Below are 17,024 nucleotides of genomic sequence, written 5' to 3' on the forward strand. Positions count from 1 at the left end.
CGAATTATACGCGATACCTCCCCGCTTTTCACTGCGCGAACAGCAGCTTAGCGAATTTCGGGCGCTTTTTTTCGCGGCTTGCCACCCGTCGATTTCGCTTCGCGGTTCGCCTTGAGTTCGATCGCGTTTCGTTTGCTCGGGCCCGAATGCAGAATCAAACAAGACGCCCGCGCCCCCGACCGGCTACGCTGCGCACCATTCATTCCCGTTTTTCTCGCAGGAGTAGTCGATGCAGCGCGGTGTGGCATATGGCGTCATCGCCGGAGCCCTTTGGGGCATGGTTTTTCTGGTCCCGCGCGTGTTGCCGGACTTTTCGCCGCTGTTGCTGTCCGCCGGCCGCTACACCATGTACGGCGTGGTTTCGCTGGCGGCGGCCTTGCCCACGGCGCGCTCGCTCGTCAAGCGGCTCACGCGCGAAGATCTCGTCGCGCTCGTCAAGCTCGCGCTGGCCGGCAATCTTCTGTATTACCTGCTGCTGACGGCGGCGGTCCACCTGGTCGGCATCGCGCCGGCCTCGCTGATTGTCGGCGTGCTGCCCGTCACGGTCACGCTGATGGGCCGCGGCGATCGCGGCGCGGTGCCGCTCGCCCGCCTCGCGTGGCCGTTGGCCATGGTCATGGCGGGCATTGGCTGCATCAATGTCGACGTGTTCACTGCCGCAGAGGGCGCCTCGGTCAGTGTCGCGACGCGCCTCGTCGGCCTTGCCTGCGCAGTCGGCGCACTCGGCTGCTGGACCTGGTTCGCGGTCGAAAACACGCGCTATCTGCAACGGCAGACCCATTTCAGCGGCAACGAGTGGTCCGTGCTGTGGGGCGTGGTGACAGGCATGCTGGGCGCGGCGCTCTGGGTGGTCGCCGCCGCGCTGCCGGCAGGCGGCCCGCAGGGCGAACTTGCAGCAAGCCGCTGGCACAGTTTCTGGCTGTTGAATCTCGGGCTCGCGATTGGCGCGTCCTGGCTTGGCAACGGCCTGTGGAACGCCGCTTCGAAGCGGTTGCCGCTCACGCTTTCGGGGCAGCTGATCGTGTTCGAAACGCTATTCGCGCTGCTCTACGCGTTCATCTACGACGCGCGTCTGCCACGGCCGCTGGAAATTGCCGCGATCCTGTTGCTGGTGGGCGGTGTGTGCTGGTCGGTGCGCCAGCATGCGGACGGCGATTCGGGCGGCACGGCGCAAATCGGAGGAAAGGCGCAAGGGTCGGCGCCCTGAGGCGCGCCACGCCGCCGTAACGAGGCCACTCGCGGCCACCAGCGAGCGCCCCGGCCGAACACCAGCGCCGGCGAACCGCTAGCGCGAGTCCTTGTTCAGCCAGCGGCGCCCTTCGATCGAACCCGCCTTGCGGCTTTTCTCGACACGGCGCTGCCGCGACACCTTCGGGTCCACCAGCAGCGGCCGATAGATCTCGACGCGGTCGTGGTCGGCGAGCACGGTGTCGAGCGGCTTCAGCTTGCCGAATACGCCGACTTTTTGCGTACCAAGATCGATCTGAGGATAACGCGCCAGAATGCCGCTCGCCTCGATGGCCTGCGCGAGCGTGGCGCCCGCCGGCAATTGCACGGTGACGAGCGCCTGCTCGCTCGCGAGCGCATAGCAGACCTGGACCGACAGACGCTCGCTCATGCCTTGCCGTAGCGCTGATCCGCGCGCTTCACGAAAGATTCGACGAAAGTATTGGCGATGTGATTGAACACCGGTCCAATGATCTTCTCGAGCAGGATGTTGGTGAACTCGTAGTGCAGCGCGAACTCTATCTTGCAGGCGTCGGCGCGCAACGGCGTAAAGCGCCAGAAGCCGGTGAATTTGCGAAACGGCCCGTCTGCGAATTCCATGTCGATGCGCGTGGGCCGCTCCATGCTGTTGCGCGTCGCAAAGTGCTGCTTGATGCCCTTGAAGTTGATGTCGATCTTCGCCTCCATGCTGGTTTCGTCCCGATGACGAATCTCCACTCCGCCGCACCAGGGCAGGAAGTTCGGGTAATCGGCGACATCGGTGACGAGGTCGAACATCTGTTCCGCCGAATGGCGAATCAACACTGTTTTCTGGACATCTGCCATAAATTGAACAGCACGTGGCAAGGGTGGACGGGCGCCGCGGGCTTTCCTTGCCCCGCTTTGCTAAAATCGTGATTTTAAACGAGTTGGGCACTTTCCATTCATGAGCATCATCGACAACAGAAAAGCCTTCTTCGATTACTCGATCGAAGAACGCTATGAGGCAGGACTCGTGCTCGAAGGATGGGAGGTCAAGGCACTGCGCGCCGGGCGCGGCCAGATCAAGGAAGGCTACGTCGTGATCAAGAACGGCGAGCTGTTTCTGATCGGCACGCACATCAGCCCGCTACCCGAAGCCTCGACCCACATCAGTCCCGACCCGGTCCGCACGCGCAAGCTCCTTTTGCACAGCGAAGAAATCAGCAAGCTGATCGGCAAGGTCGAGCAGCGCGGCTACACGCTCGTGCCACTGAACTTTCACTACAAAGGCGGCCGCGTTAAATGCGAGATCGGGCTCGCCAAGGGCAAGAAGCTGCACGACAAACGCGAAACCGAGAAAAAGCGCGACTGGGAGCGCGAAAAGGCGCGCTTGATGCGCTCGCCTACCTGATATTCAAAGCTGGCTGTGGGGTTGCAAGGCAGGCGGCGCATGCCGTTTTGTTTGCGTGTTTGTGTGCCTGTTTTGTGTGCCTGTTCGTGCGCTTATTTGCGTGCTTATGCCGCACCTGGCCCGAGCGCCTGAGTGCTGCTTGCGCTGCTTCACAACCCGCATCGAAAAGGCCCGCACTTCAACCATGCGGGCCATTCTTTTTGTTAGGACTGGGTAAGCTGCGTCGCGGCGCAAGCATCCGAGGCTGCCGGGCGGGCGCGGGGAACCGCTATGCAAACGGCTCAGGCGCTGCGTGTAAGCGCTCCGAGCCGCTCCGGGGGGTCTGCGCGCGAACTTGGAGATCTGCGCGCAGGCACTTAGAGGTCTCCGTGCAAGCACTTGGAGTTCTCTGCGCGAGCACTTGGAGGTCTCCGTGCAAGCACATGCACGTCTCTGCGCGAGCGCTCACAGGTCGGCGAGCAAGCCGCTGGCGGTGTGTGAGCGCAAGCGCTCAGCGCGCGTCCGGCACGCCCTTGCCCTTGTTCACGATGGCAAGCGCCGACGCGATCATCGAACTCATATCCGAGAGATTGCCGGGCACGATCAGCGTAGTGCCCTGCTTGGCCAGATTGCCGAACGCATTCACATATTGCTCGGCCACCTTCAGATTGACCGCCTCCATGCCGCCGTTCGACTGGATCGCAGCGGCAATCTTCTGAATGGCCTGCGAATTCGCTTCGGCGACCGCAAGAATCGCCGCGGCCTGACCTTGCGCCTGATTGATCGCCGCCTGCCGCTCGCCTTCCGACTTCTGGATGGCCGCCTCCCGCCCGCCGGACGCAATGTTGATCTGCTCCTGCTTGCGCCCTTCCGATGCGGCGATTAACGCACGCTTTTCACGCTCCGCGGTGATTTGCGCCTGCATCGCGTGAAGGATTTCCTTGGGCGGCGTCAGATCCTTGATTTCGTAACGTAGTACTTTGACGCCCCAGTTGGCGGCCGCTTCGTCGAGCGCGGACACAATGCTGTGGTTGATGAAGTCACGCTCCTCGAAAGTGTTGTCGAGTTCAAGCTTGCCGATCACAGAGCGCAGCGTGGTCTGCGACAACTGCGTGATTGCGAACACGAAGTTACTCGATCCATACGACGCCTTCATCGGATCGGTGACCTGGAAATACAGCACGCCGTCCACCTGCAACTGCGTGTTGTCGCGCGTGATGCAGACCTGGCTCGGCACTTCCAGCGGAATTTCCTTGAGGATGTGCTTGTACGCGATACGGTCGACAAACGGGAACACGAAGCTCAGACCCGGCGTGAGCGTGCGGTGGTAGCGGCCCAGCCGCTCGAGCACCCACGCGTGCTGCTGCGGCACGATCTTGATGGTTTGCGCCGCCAGCACGATCACGATGACGAGCAGCACCGCCCCGACAATGGTCGAATCCATTTACGCCCTCCAACCTTTAGTTCGATTAATTAAATTGGCGAATTTGCGACGCTCAGAGCGGTCTGGCGTGGTGTCTCGCAGACTGCTTTGCCGCGACGACGAGACAACTGCCGCGCAACTCCGTGATCTCGTAGACCTGCGCGTCTTCGGGCTCGCCGGGCGCGAGCTCCACGTCCCATTGCGCGCCGCGATAGTTCACGCGCGCGCGGCGCTGGTCCCATGCCGGCACCGTCAGCGTCTGCCCAATGTCCAGATTGACGTCGGGGTTCTTCGACGCCTCCTTGCGCGGCCTGCGGCCAAAGCGCGACCGCCTCAGCACGAGCACGGCCGCCAGCGCGACCACCGCGGCGACGGCAAACTGCACGTCGGCCGTAGCGCCCGCGATATGCGCAATGGCCGCCGCCACGCAACCCAGCGCGATCATCAGCAGATAGAACGTGCCGCTGAGCAATTCCAGCACGACCAGCACGCCCGCTCCGACCCACCAGAACAATCCACCTGGCGCCACGTCGACCTCCACAAAGCAAAACACCCCGGATCTACCGGGGTGTTTATAGCACGAAGCGCAGCCGAAAAACCGGCATTGGAAGGCGCCGGTCCGCACGCCTTCATATGCCTTTGATCTGCCGCACTTTGGTTATGCGCGCCGCTTGGGACGCGGCACGCGCTGCGCTTACTTCGTCGACGATTTCGCCAGTTGCTGCCACGTCTCGATGATCGTGTCAGGGTTCAGCGAGATCGACTTGATGCCTTCGTCGGTCAGCCATTGCGCGAAATCCGGATGGTCCGACGGACCCTGACCGCAAATACCGACATACTTGTTCAGGCGCAGGCATGTTTCGATTGCGCGCTTGAGCATGAACTTGACCGCCGGATCGCGCTCGTCGAAATCGACTGCGAGCAGTTCCATGCCCGAGTCGCGGTCGAGGCCGAGCGTGAGCTGCGTCAGGTCGTTCGAACCGATCGAGAAGCCGTCGAAGTATTGCAGGAACTCTTCGGCGAGAATCGCGTTCGACGGCACTTCGCACATCATGATTAGACGCAGGCCGTGCTCGCCGCGCTTCAGGCCGAACTTCTCCAGCAGCCCGACCACGCGCTCCGCCTGCTTCAGCGTACGAACGAACGGCACCATGATCTCGACGTTGTCGAGGCCCATTTCTTCGCGCACTTTCTTCAGCGCGACGCATTCCATCTGGAACGCCTCGGCGAAGTCTTCGGCGATGTAGCGCGACGCGCCGCGGAAGCCCAGCATCGGGTTTTCTTCGTCCGGCTCGTAGCGCGAACCGCCAATCAGCTTCTTGTACTCGTTCGACTTGAAGTCCGACAGACGCACGATCACGGGCTTCGGATAGAACGCCGCAGCGATCGTGGCGATGCCTTCGGTCAGTTTGTCGACATAGAACGCACGCGGCGAGGCGTGACCGCGAGCGACGCTTTCCACGGCCTTCTTCAGGTCCTGGTCGACGTTTGGGTACTCGAGAATCGCCTTCGGGTGAACGCCGATGTTGTTATTGATGATGAACTCGAGACGCGCGAGACCCACGCCTGCGTTCGGCAGTTGCGAGAAGTCGAAAGCCAGTTGCGGGTTGCCGACGTTCATCATGATCTTCACCGGAATCGGCGGCAGTTCGCCGCGCTGCACTTCGGTGATTTCGGTTTCGAGCAGACCGTCGTAGATCTTGCCTTCGTCGCCTTCGGCGCACGACACCGTGACGAGCGCGCCGTCCTTCAGCACGTCCGTCGCGTCGCCGCAGCCGACCACGGCCGGCACGCCCAGTTCACGCGCGATGATTGCCGCGTGGCAGGTACGGCCGCCACGATTCGTGACGATTGCCGACGCGCGCTTCATCACCGGTTCCCAGTTCGGGTCGGTCATGTCGGCGACCAGCACGTCACCTGGTTGCACACGGTCCATTTCCGACGGGTCGTGAATCACACGCACGGGGCCCGCGCCGATCTTCTGGCCGATCGCGCGGCCGGTCGCCAGCACGTTCGACTGGCCCTTGAGCTTGAAGCGCTGCTCCGCTTTGCCGGTAGCCTGGCTCTTCACCGTTTCGGGGCGCGCCTGGAGGATGAAGATCTTGCCGTCGCGGCCGTCCTTGCCCCACTCGATGTCCATCGGACGCTCGTAGTGCTTTTCGATGATGACCGCGTATTTAGCGAGTTCGATCACGTCTTCGTCCGTAATCGAGAAGCGGTTGCGCTGTTCGTGCGGCACGTCGACGGTCTTCACGCGGCCTTCTTCGCCGGCCTTCGTGAATTCCATCTTGATGAGCTTCGAGCCGATCGAGCGGCGGATGATCGGGTACTTGCCCTGCGCGAGCGTGGTTTTGTAGACGTAGAACTCGTCCGGATTCACCGCGCCCTGCACGACGGTTTCGCCCAGACCGTAGCTCGACGTGATGAAGACGGCGTCCTTGAAGCCCGATTCCGTGTCCAGCGTGAACATTACGCCGGCCGCGCCCACGTCCGAGCGCACCATGCGCTGCACGCCAGCCGACAAAGCGACTTCAGCATGCGTGAAGCCCTTGTGGACGCGGTAGGAAATGGCGCGGTCGTTGTAGAGCGACGCGAACACGTGCTTCATGCGGTCGAGCACGTCTTCGATGCCCACCACGTTGAGGTAGCTTTCCTGCTGACCCGCGAACGATGCGTCCGGCAGGTCTTCCGCCGTGGCCGACGAACGCACGGCGAACGACAGCTCTTCAGGCGAGCTGTTCTGCAAGGTGTCGAAGCCCGCGCGAATGTCAGCCTCGAGCTTGGGCTGCAGCGGCGCCTCGACGATCCACTGACGGATCTCCTTGCCCGCTTCGGCAAGCGCCTTCACGTCGTCGACGTCGAGCGTCTCGAGACGTTGGGCGATGCGTTCGGTCAGGTTGTTGTGATGCAGAAAGTCGCGGAAAGCCAGTGCCGTCGTGGCGAAACCGGTCGGCACGCGCACGCCGGCTTCGGCGAGCTGACTGATCATCTCGCCAAGCGACGCATTCTTGCCGCCGACAATTTCCACATCGGTCATCCGCAACTGCTCGAACGGTACTACATACGCCTTATCCTTTGCGACGGTAACTGCGTTAGTCATACAAGCCCCTAAGTGTGAAAGAAATTCACGGCTGTGCAAGTGGGCTCGAACGCGGGGCGCTCATTGAAAGCGTGATCGCGCGTCTTGCACAACCTGTTGGAGAAGCAATCGCCTTGCTTGCGACGCGTGCGCCACCGGGCGACACGCGAGGCCGCACAGAAAGTGCGACGAAGCTGGCGAATGAACGGATTTAGCGGCGGTTCCGCCGCAATCTGCTCAATTTGACGCCGGATAACATCGCGATGAACGACCGTTCGCGGTAAGTTAGACGCCAATCGCCTGCAATTGCTTATCCAACAGGTTGCCGCTATTCTACCGTGCTGACTCTCCAAATGTGACTGTCGGACGAGAAATGCGCCTCGAATCGCGCCCGAATGTGCCGTGGCGCTCTTTGAATGCCGTCAAAGAGTCCCCGGCCCGTGCTGGCGCAGTAGCGGTGCCCAAGGCGCGCTGCTTTGACGCCGCCCGCGGCAGCCCATCGCCGCGCAGCGAGATCGAAGCAGCCATGTTCCATTCGAGCGCTTTTTGCCGCTCACGTTCCCTGCCCCACTGATGCCGCCCACCGTATTCATCGTCTCCGACGGTACCGGGATCACTGCCGAAACCTTCGCGCATTCGATCCTCTCCCAGTTCGACCAGAAATTCCGCCTGGTTCGCGTGCCTTTTGTCGACTCGACCGAAAAGGCTTACGCCACGCTAGAAAAGATCAATGAAGCGATCCAGCAGGACGGGCGCCGCCCAATCGTCTTCACGACGCTTGTCGACAGTGCGTCGAATCAGATCGTCAAGGGCTCGAATGCGCTCGTGCTCGACATGTTTCAGACCTTCGTCGAGCCGCTCGAACAGGAACTGGAACTGAAGTCGAGCCACGCGATGGGACGCGGCCACCAGAATGCGGATACCGAGGAGTACAAGAACCGGATAGAAGCGATCAACTTCTCGCTCGCGCACGACGACGGCCAGTCAAACCGCAATCTCGCGGATGCCGACGTGATCCTGGTCGGCGTATCCCGCAGCGGCAAGACGCCGACTAGTCTTTACCTCGCCATGCAGTACGGCGTGAAAGCGGCGAACTATCCGCTGATTCCGGAAGACTTCGAGCGCGGAAAGCTGCCCACGCCGCTATTGGCGCATCGGCAGAAAATGTTCGGCCTGTCGATCGATCCGCAGCGGCTTTCGGAAATCCGCAACGAGCGCCGGCCCGGCAGCAAGTACGCGGCGCCGGAAAATTGTCGCTACGAAATCAATGAAGCCGAAGCGATGATGCGTCGCGAAGGCATCAAGTGGCTATCGTCCACGCACAAGTCGATCGAAGAGATCGCGACCACGATCCTGCAGGAAATCAAGTTGGATCGGCCGTCTTATTGAGGCGCACCGACGCGCTCGCGTGGCCCGGCTGTTTTTGTCCGCGGGCTCCCCGAGCGCGGCTGCCTGTTCCGGTGCTCCCCGAGCTTGGGCGCTTTTCTTAGCACTCCCCCGAACGCGGCTGCCTTTACCGGCGCTCCCGCAACGCGGTCACCCTCTTCCGCGCTCCCCGAGCGCGGCTGCTTCTCTTAGCGCTCTCTGAGCGCGGCGGCCTCTTCCGGCGCTCCGCAAGGGCGGCTGCGCCCTTTGCCACCCCACACGGCCGCTGTTTGTCCAAGGCTCCTTTCTTGCCTCGCCCTACAGCCGCCGATCACCGGGCAGCGGCGCGCCGCTGCCGGCACTGCTCGAACACGCACACAGCCGCGGCCGCCGCCACATTCAGCGATTCCATGCCGCCCGGCTGAGGAATCGTCACGCGCAACGAGACCGCGTCGCGCCAGGCCTGCGACACACCCGCGCCTTCGTTACCGAACACCCAGGCCAACTCGCCGCTCAGATCGCAGTCGTAAATCGCTTCAGCGCCGTGCGAATCCGTGATCACCACAGGCACCGCGAGGCGCTCGATCAACGTCTGCGCGTCGACGTCTTCGTGGATCTGCAGCAGGAAGTGCGCGCCCATGCCCGAGCGCAGTACTTTGGAAGACCACGCGTAAGCCGTGCCCGGCGCGCAGAACACCTGCTGAATGCCGGCGGCGGCCGCGCTGCGCAAAATAGAGCCGACGTTGCCCGCGTCCTGCACGCCGTCGAGCACGATGCAGGTCTGCGCGACGGTCACGGGCAACGGCGCGTCGAGCTTCTCCACGAGCAGCAGCATGCCGACGCCGTGCACGACACTCGACAATTGCCCGAACAACGCATCCGGAAGCGTGACAATGCGCTGGCCGTCGATGCGCGAGACGATTGCCTGCGCTTCGTCATGGCGAAGCGCGCCTTCGGTCACAACGCACATTTCCGGCTGCCCGGCGACGTCCAGATAGGCGCTCGCAAGATGAAAACCTTCCAGCAGCGCGTGGCCGCTGCGGCGCTGCTGGTGCGTCGAACCGGCAAGCGCCTTCAGGCGTTTGTAGAGCGGATTGTCCCGCGAGGTGATGGCTTTCACAGGCAGCGAGGGCGGTGAGAAATCAGAGAAAGGGTTTGGGCGACGTTACTGGACGGCGGGCGGCGCGGTGTGGCCACCGCGGTCTGTTCGAGGGACCCGCCAGATAGCCGCGGCGCTTTATGTTCACGCCCCGCTGTGTTCGCCGAATGCGTCGCCGTCGAGCATCGCATCGTCCAGCATGCCGCCTGCCAGCATCTCCGGCACGGCGATAATCTCGCCCGCCGGCAACGCCACACCCGTACCTAAACGCAGATGCGCTTCGCGCACGGGCGCAAACGAGCGCCGGTGATGCTCGCACGGCCCGTGCTCGCGTAGCGCCGCGAGATGCTGCGGCGTGCCGTAGCCGGCATGCGCATTGAAGCCGTACATCGGATAAGTCTGGTGCAATTCGAGCAGCATCCGGTCGCGCGTGACCTTGGCGAGAATCGACGCTGCCGAAATGCTTTTGACCAGCGCGTCGCCGCCGATCACCGCTTCGCTGCGGATGCTGAGCGTCGGGCAACGGTTGCCATCCACCTTGACGAGCGTGGGCGTGACCGACAACCCTTCCACGGCACGCTTCATCGCCAGCATGGTGGCGTGCAGGATGTTCAGCGAATCGATTTCTTCGACCGTTGCCGATGCGATGCAGTAAGCGAGCGCCCGATCGACGATTTTTTCGTACAGTTCGTCGCGCTTTTTCGCAGTAAGCGCTTTGGAGTCGTCGAGGCCGCGAATCATCGGCTTCGACGGATCGAAAATCACGGCCGCAGCCACGACCGGGCCCGCCAGCGGTCCACGCCCGGCTTCGTCGACGCCGCAGACAATGTCGTCCGCCGTCTCGAAGTTCAGGCCCACCTGGCGACTGGCCACGCCGGCCACCGCCTTGCGGCGCGGCGCGGCTGCCGCCGTGCGGGCCTTGGTGCGTTGCTCGCTCACGGTCGCGCCCTGCGCTTTTCGACGACGCTCGCCACGACCTCCGCGGCACGCTGCGCGGTGTTCTGCTTCAGCACGTGATGCATCTCCGTGAAGATTTCCGTCAGCGTGCGCCGGTTGGCTTCGTCGCGCAACTGTTTCAACGTGGCTTCGGCAAGCGCCTGGGGCGTTGCGAAATGCTGAAGAATTTCCGGCACCACGAAGCGGCCCGCCAGAATGTTGGGCAAACCCACATAAGGCAGATAACCCTGGCGGCGCATGATCTGACCGGTCAGCCAGGGCACCTTGTACGAGATGACCATCGGCTTTTTCAGCAGCGCGGCCTCTAGCGTGACCGTGCCGCTTTTCACGAGAATTGCGTCGGCTGCCGTCATCGCGAGTTGCGACTGGCCGTCCGTAATGGTGAGCTCGAGTCCGGGGTGGGAGTCGACCAGTGGGCGCAGCATCTCGCGCAAGGCCGGCGTGGCCGCCGGCATGACGAAACGCAGGCCGGGCTCCTGGTGCTGCATCATTTCCATGGCGGCGAAGAACGTCGGCCCGATCAGATCGATCTCGGAGCGGCGGCTGCCCGGCAGCACCGCGATGATCGGACCGCTTTGCGCGAGACCCAGCGCGCGGCGCGCGCCCAGCGTATCCGGTTCGAGCGGAATCTCGTCGGCGAGCGGATGACCCACGTACGATGCCGCGACGCCCGCCTTTTCGAGCAGCGCCGTTTCGAACGGGAACACGCACAACATATGGTCGACCGCCTTGGCGATCTTCTTGATGCGCCCGCCGCGCCACGCCCAGATGGACGGGCAAACGAAGTGAACAGTCGGAATGCCCGCCTCGCGCAGCGGATGCTCGAGCCCGAAATTGAAGTCGGGCGCATCGACGCCGACGAACACCGCGGGCGGCTCGGCGAGCAACTGCCGCTTCAGGTCGTTGCGGATGCGCAGAATCTCGGGAATGTGCCGCAGCGCTTCGACGTAGCCGCGCACGGAGAGCTTTTCCATCGGCCAGTGGGCGTCGAAACCGGTGGCGATCATGCGCGGACCGCCGATCCCGTAGAAGTGCGTGGTGCCTGGCAAGCGGCTCGCAAGGCCGCCCAACAGCGAGGAGGCCAGCAGGTCGCCGGACGGCTCGCCGGCCACCATCGCAATGCGCAGCGGACTGGGTTGCAGTGCCATCGCTTAGCGGATGATGCCGCGCTGCGACGCTTCGACGAATGCAAGCAGCGTTGCCACCGGGCCGTCGCCGTCGCCGCCGGCGGATGCCAGTTCGCGCAGTTGCACCTTCGCTTCTTCCAGCGACAGGCTGTTCTTGTACAGCAGACGGTACGCCGAGCGCAGCGCGGAAATGGCGTCCGGCGAGAAACCGCGGCGGCGCAGGCCTTCCACGTTGATGCCGTGCGGCTCGGCCTTGTTGCCCGCAGCGATGACGAACGGCGGAATGTCCTGCACGAGCGCCGAAGCGCCACCCAGCATGGAATGCGCGCCGATGCGCACGAACTGATGCACGCCCGACATGCCGCCGACGATCGCGTAGTCGCCAATCGTCACGTGGCCTGCCATCTGCGCGTTGCTCGACAGCACGACGTTGTTGCCGACGTGGCAGTCGTGCCCGATGTGCACGTACGCCATGATCCAGTTGTCGTCGCCGAGCGTGGTCACGCCCGCGTCCTGCACCGTGCCGGTGTGGATCGTGGTGAACTCGCGGATGGTGTTGCGGTTGCCGATTTCGAGGCGGGTCGGCTCGTCCTTGTACTTCATGTCCTGCGGGCGGCCGCCGACCGATGCATAGTGACCGATGCGGTTGTCCTCGCCGATCGTCGTGTGGCCTTCGATCACGCTGTGCGAACCGACCGTGGTTCGCGCGCCGATCGTGACATGGGCGCCGATCACGGCGTACGGTCCGATTTCGACGGATTCGTCGAGTTGTGCGCCCGGTTCGACGATCGCAGTGGGATGAATCCTGCTCATGCGTCCTCGCTTCTGATTCTGTTGCGTTGTCTGGATGGGCTGCGGCAAGCCGGCTGCGCGACAGGCGGCGCCGGCTGGCCGGACGTTGGGTGGAACCCCGAGCCGATTATCGACTCCAGCGCCCCTGACCTCTTTGTCAGGCGTCTTTGTCCGTGTGACGCACCGCGCACATCAGGTCCGCTTCCGCCGCCACCGCGCCGTCAACCTCGGCTCGCGCCTTGAACTTCCAGATGCCGCGCATGTGCCGCTCGAACGTGCAGTTCAGGATGAGCTGATCGCCCGGCTCCACGACACGCTTGAAGCGCGCGTTGTCGATACCGACGAACAGGTACAGCGTGTTCGACGGGTCGCTCGGCTCTTCCGAGAACGTCAGAAGCGCCGCCGTTTGCGCAAGCGCCTCGAGGATCAGCACCCCAGGCATGACCGGACGGGTCGGAAAGTGCCCCTGGAAATACGGCTCGTTGATCGACACGTTCTTCAACGCTTTGATGCTCTTGTGCGGCTCGAGTTCGAGCACCCGGTCGACCAGCAGGATCGGGTAACGATGGGGCAGCAGCGTGAGAATCTTATGAATGTCGAGATTGATTTTTTCGGTGCTCATGGTGTTTCTGCTCACGCATTGACTGCGCGATGATGACTGCGGATGCTGGTGCAGGTGGGTTGTCAGCGGGGTGTGAGCGCATGCTGCCGGCGCTCGCCATGAACTGGCTGCCGTGCCACCGGGTCACGGCGACCGTCTTCGCTTCCTGATATTCGCCCGCCATTTTACGCGGTAGCGGCGGGCCGCCCGGAAAACTAGCTTTGGTCGCTCCGTGCGGCGCCTGCCGCGCCCGACGCCGCAGGCGCCGGCTTGCCGTCCGGCCGGGCCGCGGCGGCGGTTTCCAGCGCCTTGATACGCTCGCGAAGCTTGTCGATATTGCGCAGTAACGCCGCGCTTTTGTTCCAGTCGGCGTGATTCACCGCTGGGAATGCGCTGGTGTACATGCCGGGCTTCAGCAACGACTTGGACACGCCCGACTTGGCCGTGACGATCACATGATCGGCGAGCGTCACATGTCCGGCAATGCCGACCGCGCCGCCGATCATGCAGTGGCGGCCAATGGTCGTGCTGCCCGCAATGCCCGCGCACCCGGCAATGACCGTGTAGGCACCGATGCGGCAGTTGTGGCCGATCTGCACGAGGTTGTCGATCTTCACGCACTCCTCGATGACCGTGTCGGCCATCGCACCGCGGTCGATCGTGGTGTTCGCACCGATTTCAACGTCAGCCGCAATCGACACCCCGCCGACCTGCGGAATCTTGACCCAGCTGCCGGTGCGCGCCTCGCCTTCACCAACGAAATCCGGCGCGAAGCCGAAGCCGTCAGAGCCGATCACGGCGCCTGCGTGCACGATCACGCGCTCGGCCAGCTTGCAGCCGTGGTACACCGTCACGTTCGGATACAGATGCGAACCGGCGCCGATATGCGTGCCGCGGCCAATCACCACGTTCGCGTCGAGGCGCACGTTGTCGCCGATCACGGCGCCCGCTTCGACCGTGACGTGCGGTCCGATCACCGCGCTCGCGGCGATCTGCGCGGACGGGTCGATCGTCGCGCTCGGATGAATGCCGGGCGCGACCTTCGGAGCCGCGAGGTCGATGAAGGTTTGCGCGACGCGCGCGAAGTAAGCGTACGGATTCGGCGTGACGATGAAGTTACGGCCGCTGCGGGATGCGAGCTTCGCGAGGTCGTCCGCGTTGATCAGCACTGCGCCCGCGCGTGTCGTTTCCACTTGCGACAGGTACTTCGGGTTGGCGAGGAACGCCAGCTGGTCCGGGCCTGCCTGATCGAGCGGCGCCAGACTGCCGACGCGCTGCGAACCGTCTCCCACTACTTCACCGCCGAACCGCTGAACGATGTCCTCGAGCGTAAAAGCCATGCCTATCCTGTCTCCTGCTGTTCAGTACAACTTGTCGGTGCCACCTGTCGGCGCGCGTGCCCCGCGACCTTCTGACCGGGCTCGTAATCGCCCTTCTTCAATGCGCGTGGCGAGCCCCGCGACGCCGCTTTCAGTTGCCCGAAGCCGCGAGAGCCTTGAGCACCTGATCGGTGATGTCGATGCGCGGGCTCACGTACACCGCTTCCTGCACGATCAGGTCGTAGTGCTGCGCCTCGGCGATCTGCTTGATCACCTTGTTCGCGCGGTCCAGCACCGCCGCCAGTTCTTCATTGCGGCGCTGGTTCAGATCCTCGCGGAACTCGCGTTGCTTGCGCTGGAAGTCGGTGTCGAGCTGCGACAGATCGCGCTGCTTTTGCGCGCGGTCGGCCGTAGACATGGACGGGCCGTTCCTGTCGAGCGCATCGGACATGGACTTGAGCTTCTGCGCCATGTCCGCGAGGTCTTTGTCGCGCTTGGCAAACTCGGCCTCGAGCTTGGTCTGCGCCGACTTCGCTGCAGCGGACTCGCGCAGGATCCGGTCTGAATTCACCGCGGCAATCCTGGCTTCCTGCGCGTGTGCCACGCCGACGCCCAGCGTCATTGTCAGCGCCAGCGCGCAAGCCACACGTTTCGAAAACATACCGGTTAGCAAAGTGATCCTCTCGATACTGTTGTTTGGCGAAATGTCCGCAGCGCGGTCAGAACGCCGTCCCAATCTGGAACTGGAACTTCTGATACTGGTCGCCCGTATGCTTCGTGAGCGGGAAGCCCAGGCTGAGCTTGAGCGGCCCGATCGGCGAAATCCACGCAAGGCCAAGACCGTAGCCGTAACGCAGGCCGTTTGCGCCGTTCGCCGTGGCGGCGCTGCTCGCGTCCGCCCAGACGTTACCGGCGTCGAGGAACGTGAACACGCGCAAGGTCCGATCATAGCCTGTGCCCGGCAGCGGGAAGGTCAATTCGATATTGCCGACCAGCAGTTTCGAGCCACCGATCGGATCGCCGGTCGTCCTGTCGCGCGGACCGAGCGAGCTAGGTTCATAGCCACGCACCGAACCGATACCGCCTGCATAGTAGTTCTTGAAAATCGGATACGGCTTGCCGCCCATACCCTTGCCGTAACCGCCCTGGAAGTTGAAGCCCAGAACGAAGCCGCGCGCGAACGAGTAATAGTACTGCGCGTTGATGTCGGCCTTGTAGTACTGCGTGCTGCCGATCGGCGTGCCGTACTCGGCGTTGGCCTGCGCGAAGTAACCACGGCTCGGCACGAGCGCACTGTCGCGCGCGTCGCGCGACCAGCCCACCGTGACCGGCACGTTGTTCGACACGCGGCCGAAGTCCTGTACGTACTGCTTGTACGACGCCGGCGTGTTCGCGTCGACATCCAGCTTGTTCTGCTCGAGACCCGCGCCGAAGTAAACCGTGTCGACTTCGGAGAACGGAATGCCGAACTTCAGATCGCCGCCCATGGTGACGATCTTGAAGCTCGAATCGGTCGAGTAATAGAGCGGCTGGTAAGTGCGGTAATAAACGTCGGTAATACGCTTGATGCCGTCCACCGTGAAGTACGGGTCGACCTGCGTGACCGTCAAGGTACGGTAGGTCTTCGCGGTGTTCACGTTGACCGCGAGGCTCGTGCCCGAACCGAACACGTTGTCCTGCGAGACGCCCGCGGAGAGCACCACCTTGTCCGTCGACGAGAAACCGGCGCCCAGCGTGATCGCGCCGGTCGGCTTTTCTGCAACCTTCACGTCCACGTCCACCTGGTCGGGCGTGCCTTCCACCGGAATGGTGGTGACGTCCACGTCGGTGAAGTAACCGAGGCGGTTGATACGGTCCTTTGACAACGCGAGGCGGTTCGAGTCGAACCACGAGCTTTCGAGCTGGCGCATTTCGCGGCGCACCACTTCGTCCCGCGTGCGGGTATTGCCCACCACGTTGATGCGGCGCACGTACACGCGGCGGCTCGGATCGACCTGCAATGTGAGGTCGACCTTGTGGTTGGTCTGGTCGATCTGCGGCTGTGCGTTGACGGTGGCGAACGCGTAACCGTACTCACCGAGTTTGTCGACGATTGCCTTGGTGGTGGATTGCAGCTTCTCGGCCGAAAAACGGTCGCCCGGCTTGATCTTGATGAGCTTGGCGAGCTCGGGCTCGCGGTCGAGCAGATTGCCGGCAAGCTTGATGCTGGAGATCGTGTACGGCTCGCCTTCATGCAGCGTAACCGTCAGATACATGTCCTTCTTGTCCGGCGTGATCGACACCTGGGTCGACTCGATATTGAACTCGAGATAGCCGCGGTTCAGATAGTACGAGCGGACGTTTTCGAGGTCGCCGGTGAGCTTGTCTTTCGCGTACAGATCGTTCTTCGTGTACCACGAGAACCAGTTCGGCGTGGACAGCTGCATCTCGTCGCGCAGCGTACCGGTGCTGAACGCCTTGTTGCCGATAAAGTTGATCTGGCGGATTTTCGCGCTCGGCCCCTCGGCCACCGAGAACAGCACCGAGACGCGATTGCGGTCGATCGGCGTAATCGTGGTGGTGACTTCAGCGGCATAGTAGCCACGCGTGAGGTATTGGCGCTTCAGTTCCTGTTCGGCCTTGTCGACGAGCGCCTTGTCGTAGTAACGGCCCTGCGACAGGCCGACCGCGCGCAGCGCCTTGGT

The 17,024-nt window shown here is 63.1% G+C and carries 16 protein-coding genes; 3 read left to right on the plus strand and 13 right to left on the minus strand.

Going from position 1 to position 17,024, the window contains the following annotated elements; all coding sequences use genetic code 11:
- Positions 1-229: 229 nt before the first annotated feature.
- Positions 230-1,207: a DMT family transporter gene (locus F757_RS0126455; RefSeq protein ID WP_027214015.1), complete on the plus strand. Its 978-nt coding sequence runs from the start codon at positions 230-232 to the stop codon at positions 1,205-1,207.
- Between the two features lie 78 nt (positions 1,208-1,285).
- Here the strand turns inward: F757_RS0126455 and F757_RS0126460 are convergent, their stop codons facing one another.
- Positions 1,286-1,618, minus strand: a complete 333-nt coding sequence (locus F757_RS0126460) for an RnfH family protein (protein ID WP_027214016.1) — start codon at positions 1,616-1,618, stop codon at positions 1,286-1,288.
- Complete coding sequence (locus F757_RS0126465; protein WP_013338901.1) at positions 1,615-2,052, minus strand: type II toxin-antitoxin system RatA family toxin; 438 nt, start codon at positions 2,050-2,052, stop codon at positions 1,615-1,617. The genes F757_RS0126460 and F757_RS0126465 overlap by 4 nt, the downstream gene beginning before the upstream one ends.
- A 100-nt stretch (positions 2,053-2,152) precedes the next feature.
- Between F757_RS0126465 and smpB the strand changes: the two genes are divergently transcribed.
- A complete protein-coding gene (gene smpB / locus F757_RS0126470; protein ID WP_027214017.1) occupies positions 2,153-2,599 on the plus strand; it encodes an SsrA-binding protein SmpB in 447 nt (148 codons plus the stop codon).
- Positions 2,600-3,089: 490 nt separating this feature from the next.
- Here smpB and F757_RS0126475 read toward each other — a convergent pair whose 3' ends face one another.
- The 3 genes from F757_RS0126475 to ppsA form a co-directional block, all read right to left on the minus strand.
- A complete protein-coding gene (locus F757_RS0126475; protein WP_027214018.1) occupies positions 3,090-4,022 on the minus strand; it encodes an SPFH domain-containing protein in 933 nt (310 codons plus the stop codon).
- A 52-nt stretch (positions 4,023-4,074) separates the two neighbouring features.
- A complete protein-coding gene (locus F757_RS0126480) occupies positions 4,075-4,530 on the minus strand; it encodes an NfeD family protein (protein ID WP_027214019.1) in 456 nt (151 codons plus the stop codon).
- A 165-nt stretch (positions 4,531-4,695) separates the two neighbouring features.
- A complete protein-coding gene (gene ppsA, locus F757_RS0126485; RefSeq protein ID WP_027214020.1) occupies positions 4,696-7,101 on the minus strand; it encodes a phosphoenolpyruvate synthase in 2,406 nt (801 codons plus the stop codon).
- Positions 7,102-7,653: 552 nt separating this feature from the next.
- Between ppsA and ppsR the strand changes: the two genes are divergently transcribed.
- Positions 7,654-8,469: a posphoenolpyruvate synthetase regulatory kinase/phosphorylase PpsR gene (ppsR, locus tag F757_RS0126490; protein WP_013338896.1), complete on the plus strand. Its 816-nt coding sequence runs from the start codon at positions 7,654-7,656 to the stop codon at positions 8,467-8,469.
- A gap of 307 nt (positions 8,470-8,776) precedes the next feature.
- On the opposite strand, the gene F757_RS0126495 is transcribed toward ppsR, so the two are convergent.
- The 8 genes from F757_RS0126495 to bamA form a co-directional block, all read right to left on the minus strand.
- Positions 8,777-9,565, minus strand: a complete 789-nt coding sequence (locus F757_RS0126495) for a TrmH family RNA methyltransferase (RefSeq protein WP_027214021.1) — start codon at positions 9,563-9,565, stop codon at positions 8,777-8,779.
- A 123-nt stretch (positions 9,566-9,688) separates the two neighbouring features.
- On the minus strand, positions 9,689-10,483 hold the full coding sequence (gene rnhB, locus F757_RS0126500) for a ribonuclease HII (RefSeq protein WP_027214022.1): 795 nt from the start codon (positions 10,481-10,483) through the stop codon (positions 9,689-9,691).
- Positions 10,480-11,649 carry a lipid-A-disaccharide synthase gene (lpxB, locus tag F757_RS0126505; RefSeq protein WP_027214023.1) on the minus strand — a complete coding sequence of 390 codons (1,170 nt, stop codon included), beginning with the start codon at positions 11,647-11,649 and terminating at the stop codon, positions 10,480-10,482. The genes rnhB and lpxB overlap by 4 nt, the downstream gene beginning before the upstream one ends.
- Before the next feature lie 3 nt (positions 11,650-11,652).
- Positions 11,653-12,441, minus strand: a complete 789-nt coding sequence (gene lpxA / locus F757_RS0126510; RefSeq protein WP_027214024.1) for an acyl-ACP--UDP-N-acetylglucosamine O-acyltransferase — start codon at positions 12,439-12,441, stop codon at positions 11,653-11,655.
- Positions 12,442-12,577: 136 nt separating this feature from the next.
- A complete protein-coding gene (gene fabZ / locus F757_RS0126515; RefSeq protein WP_020065638.1) occupies positions 12,578-13,042 on the minus strand; it encodes a 3-hydroxyacyl-ACP dehydratase FabZ in 465 nt (154 codons plus the stop codon).
- Positions 13,043-13,236: 194 nt separating this feature from the next.
- Positions 13,237-14,361 carry a UDP-3-O-(3-hydroxymyristoyl)glucosamine N-acyltransferase gene (lpxD, locus tag F757_RS0126520; RefSeq protein WP_027214025.1) on the minus strand — a complete coding sequence of 375 codons (1,125 nt, stop codon included), beginning with the start codon at positions 14,359-14,361 and terminating at the stop codon, positions 13,237-13,239.
- Positions 14,362-14,491: 130 nt separating this feature from the next.
- A complete protein-coding gene (locus F757_RS0126525; RefSeq protein WP_027214026.1) occupies positions 14,492-15,013 on the minus strand; it encodes an OmpH family outer membrane protein in 522 nt (173 codons plus the stop codon).
- Positions 15,014-15,059: 46 nt separating this feature from the next.
- A partial coding sequence (gene bamA / locus F757_RS0126530; RefSeq protein WP_027214027.1) for an outer membrane protein assembly factor BamA occupies positions 15,060-17,024 on the minus strand: 1,965 nt, incomplete at its 5' end.

It is taken from the genome of Burkholderia sp. WSM2232, from assembly GCF_000472545.1.
Classification (GTDB): domain Bacteria; phylum Pseudomonadota; class Gammaproteobacteria; order Burkholderiales; family Burkholderiaceae; genus Paraburkholderia.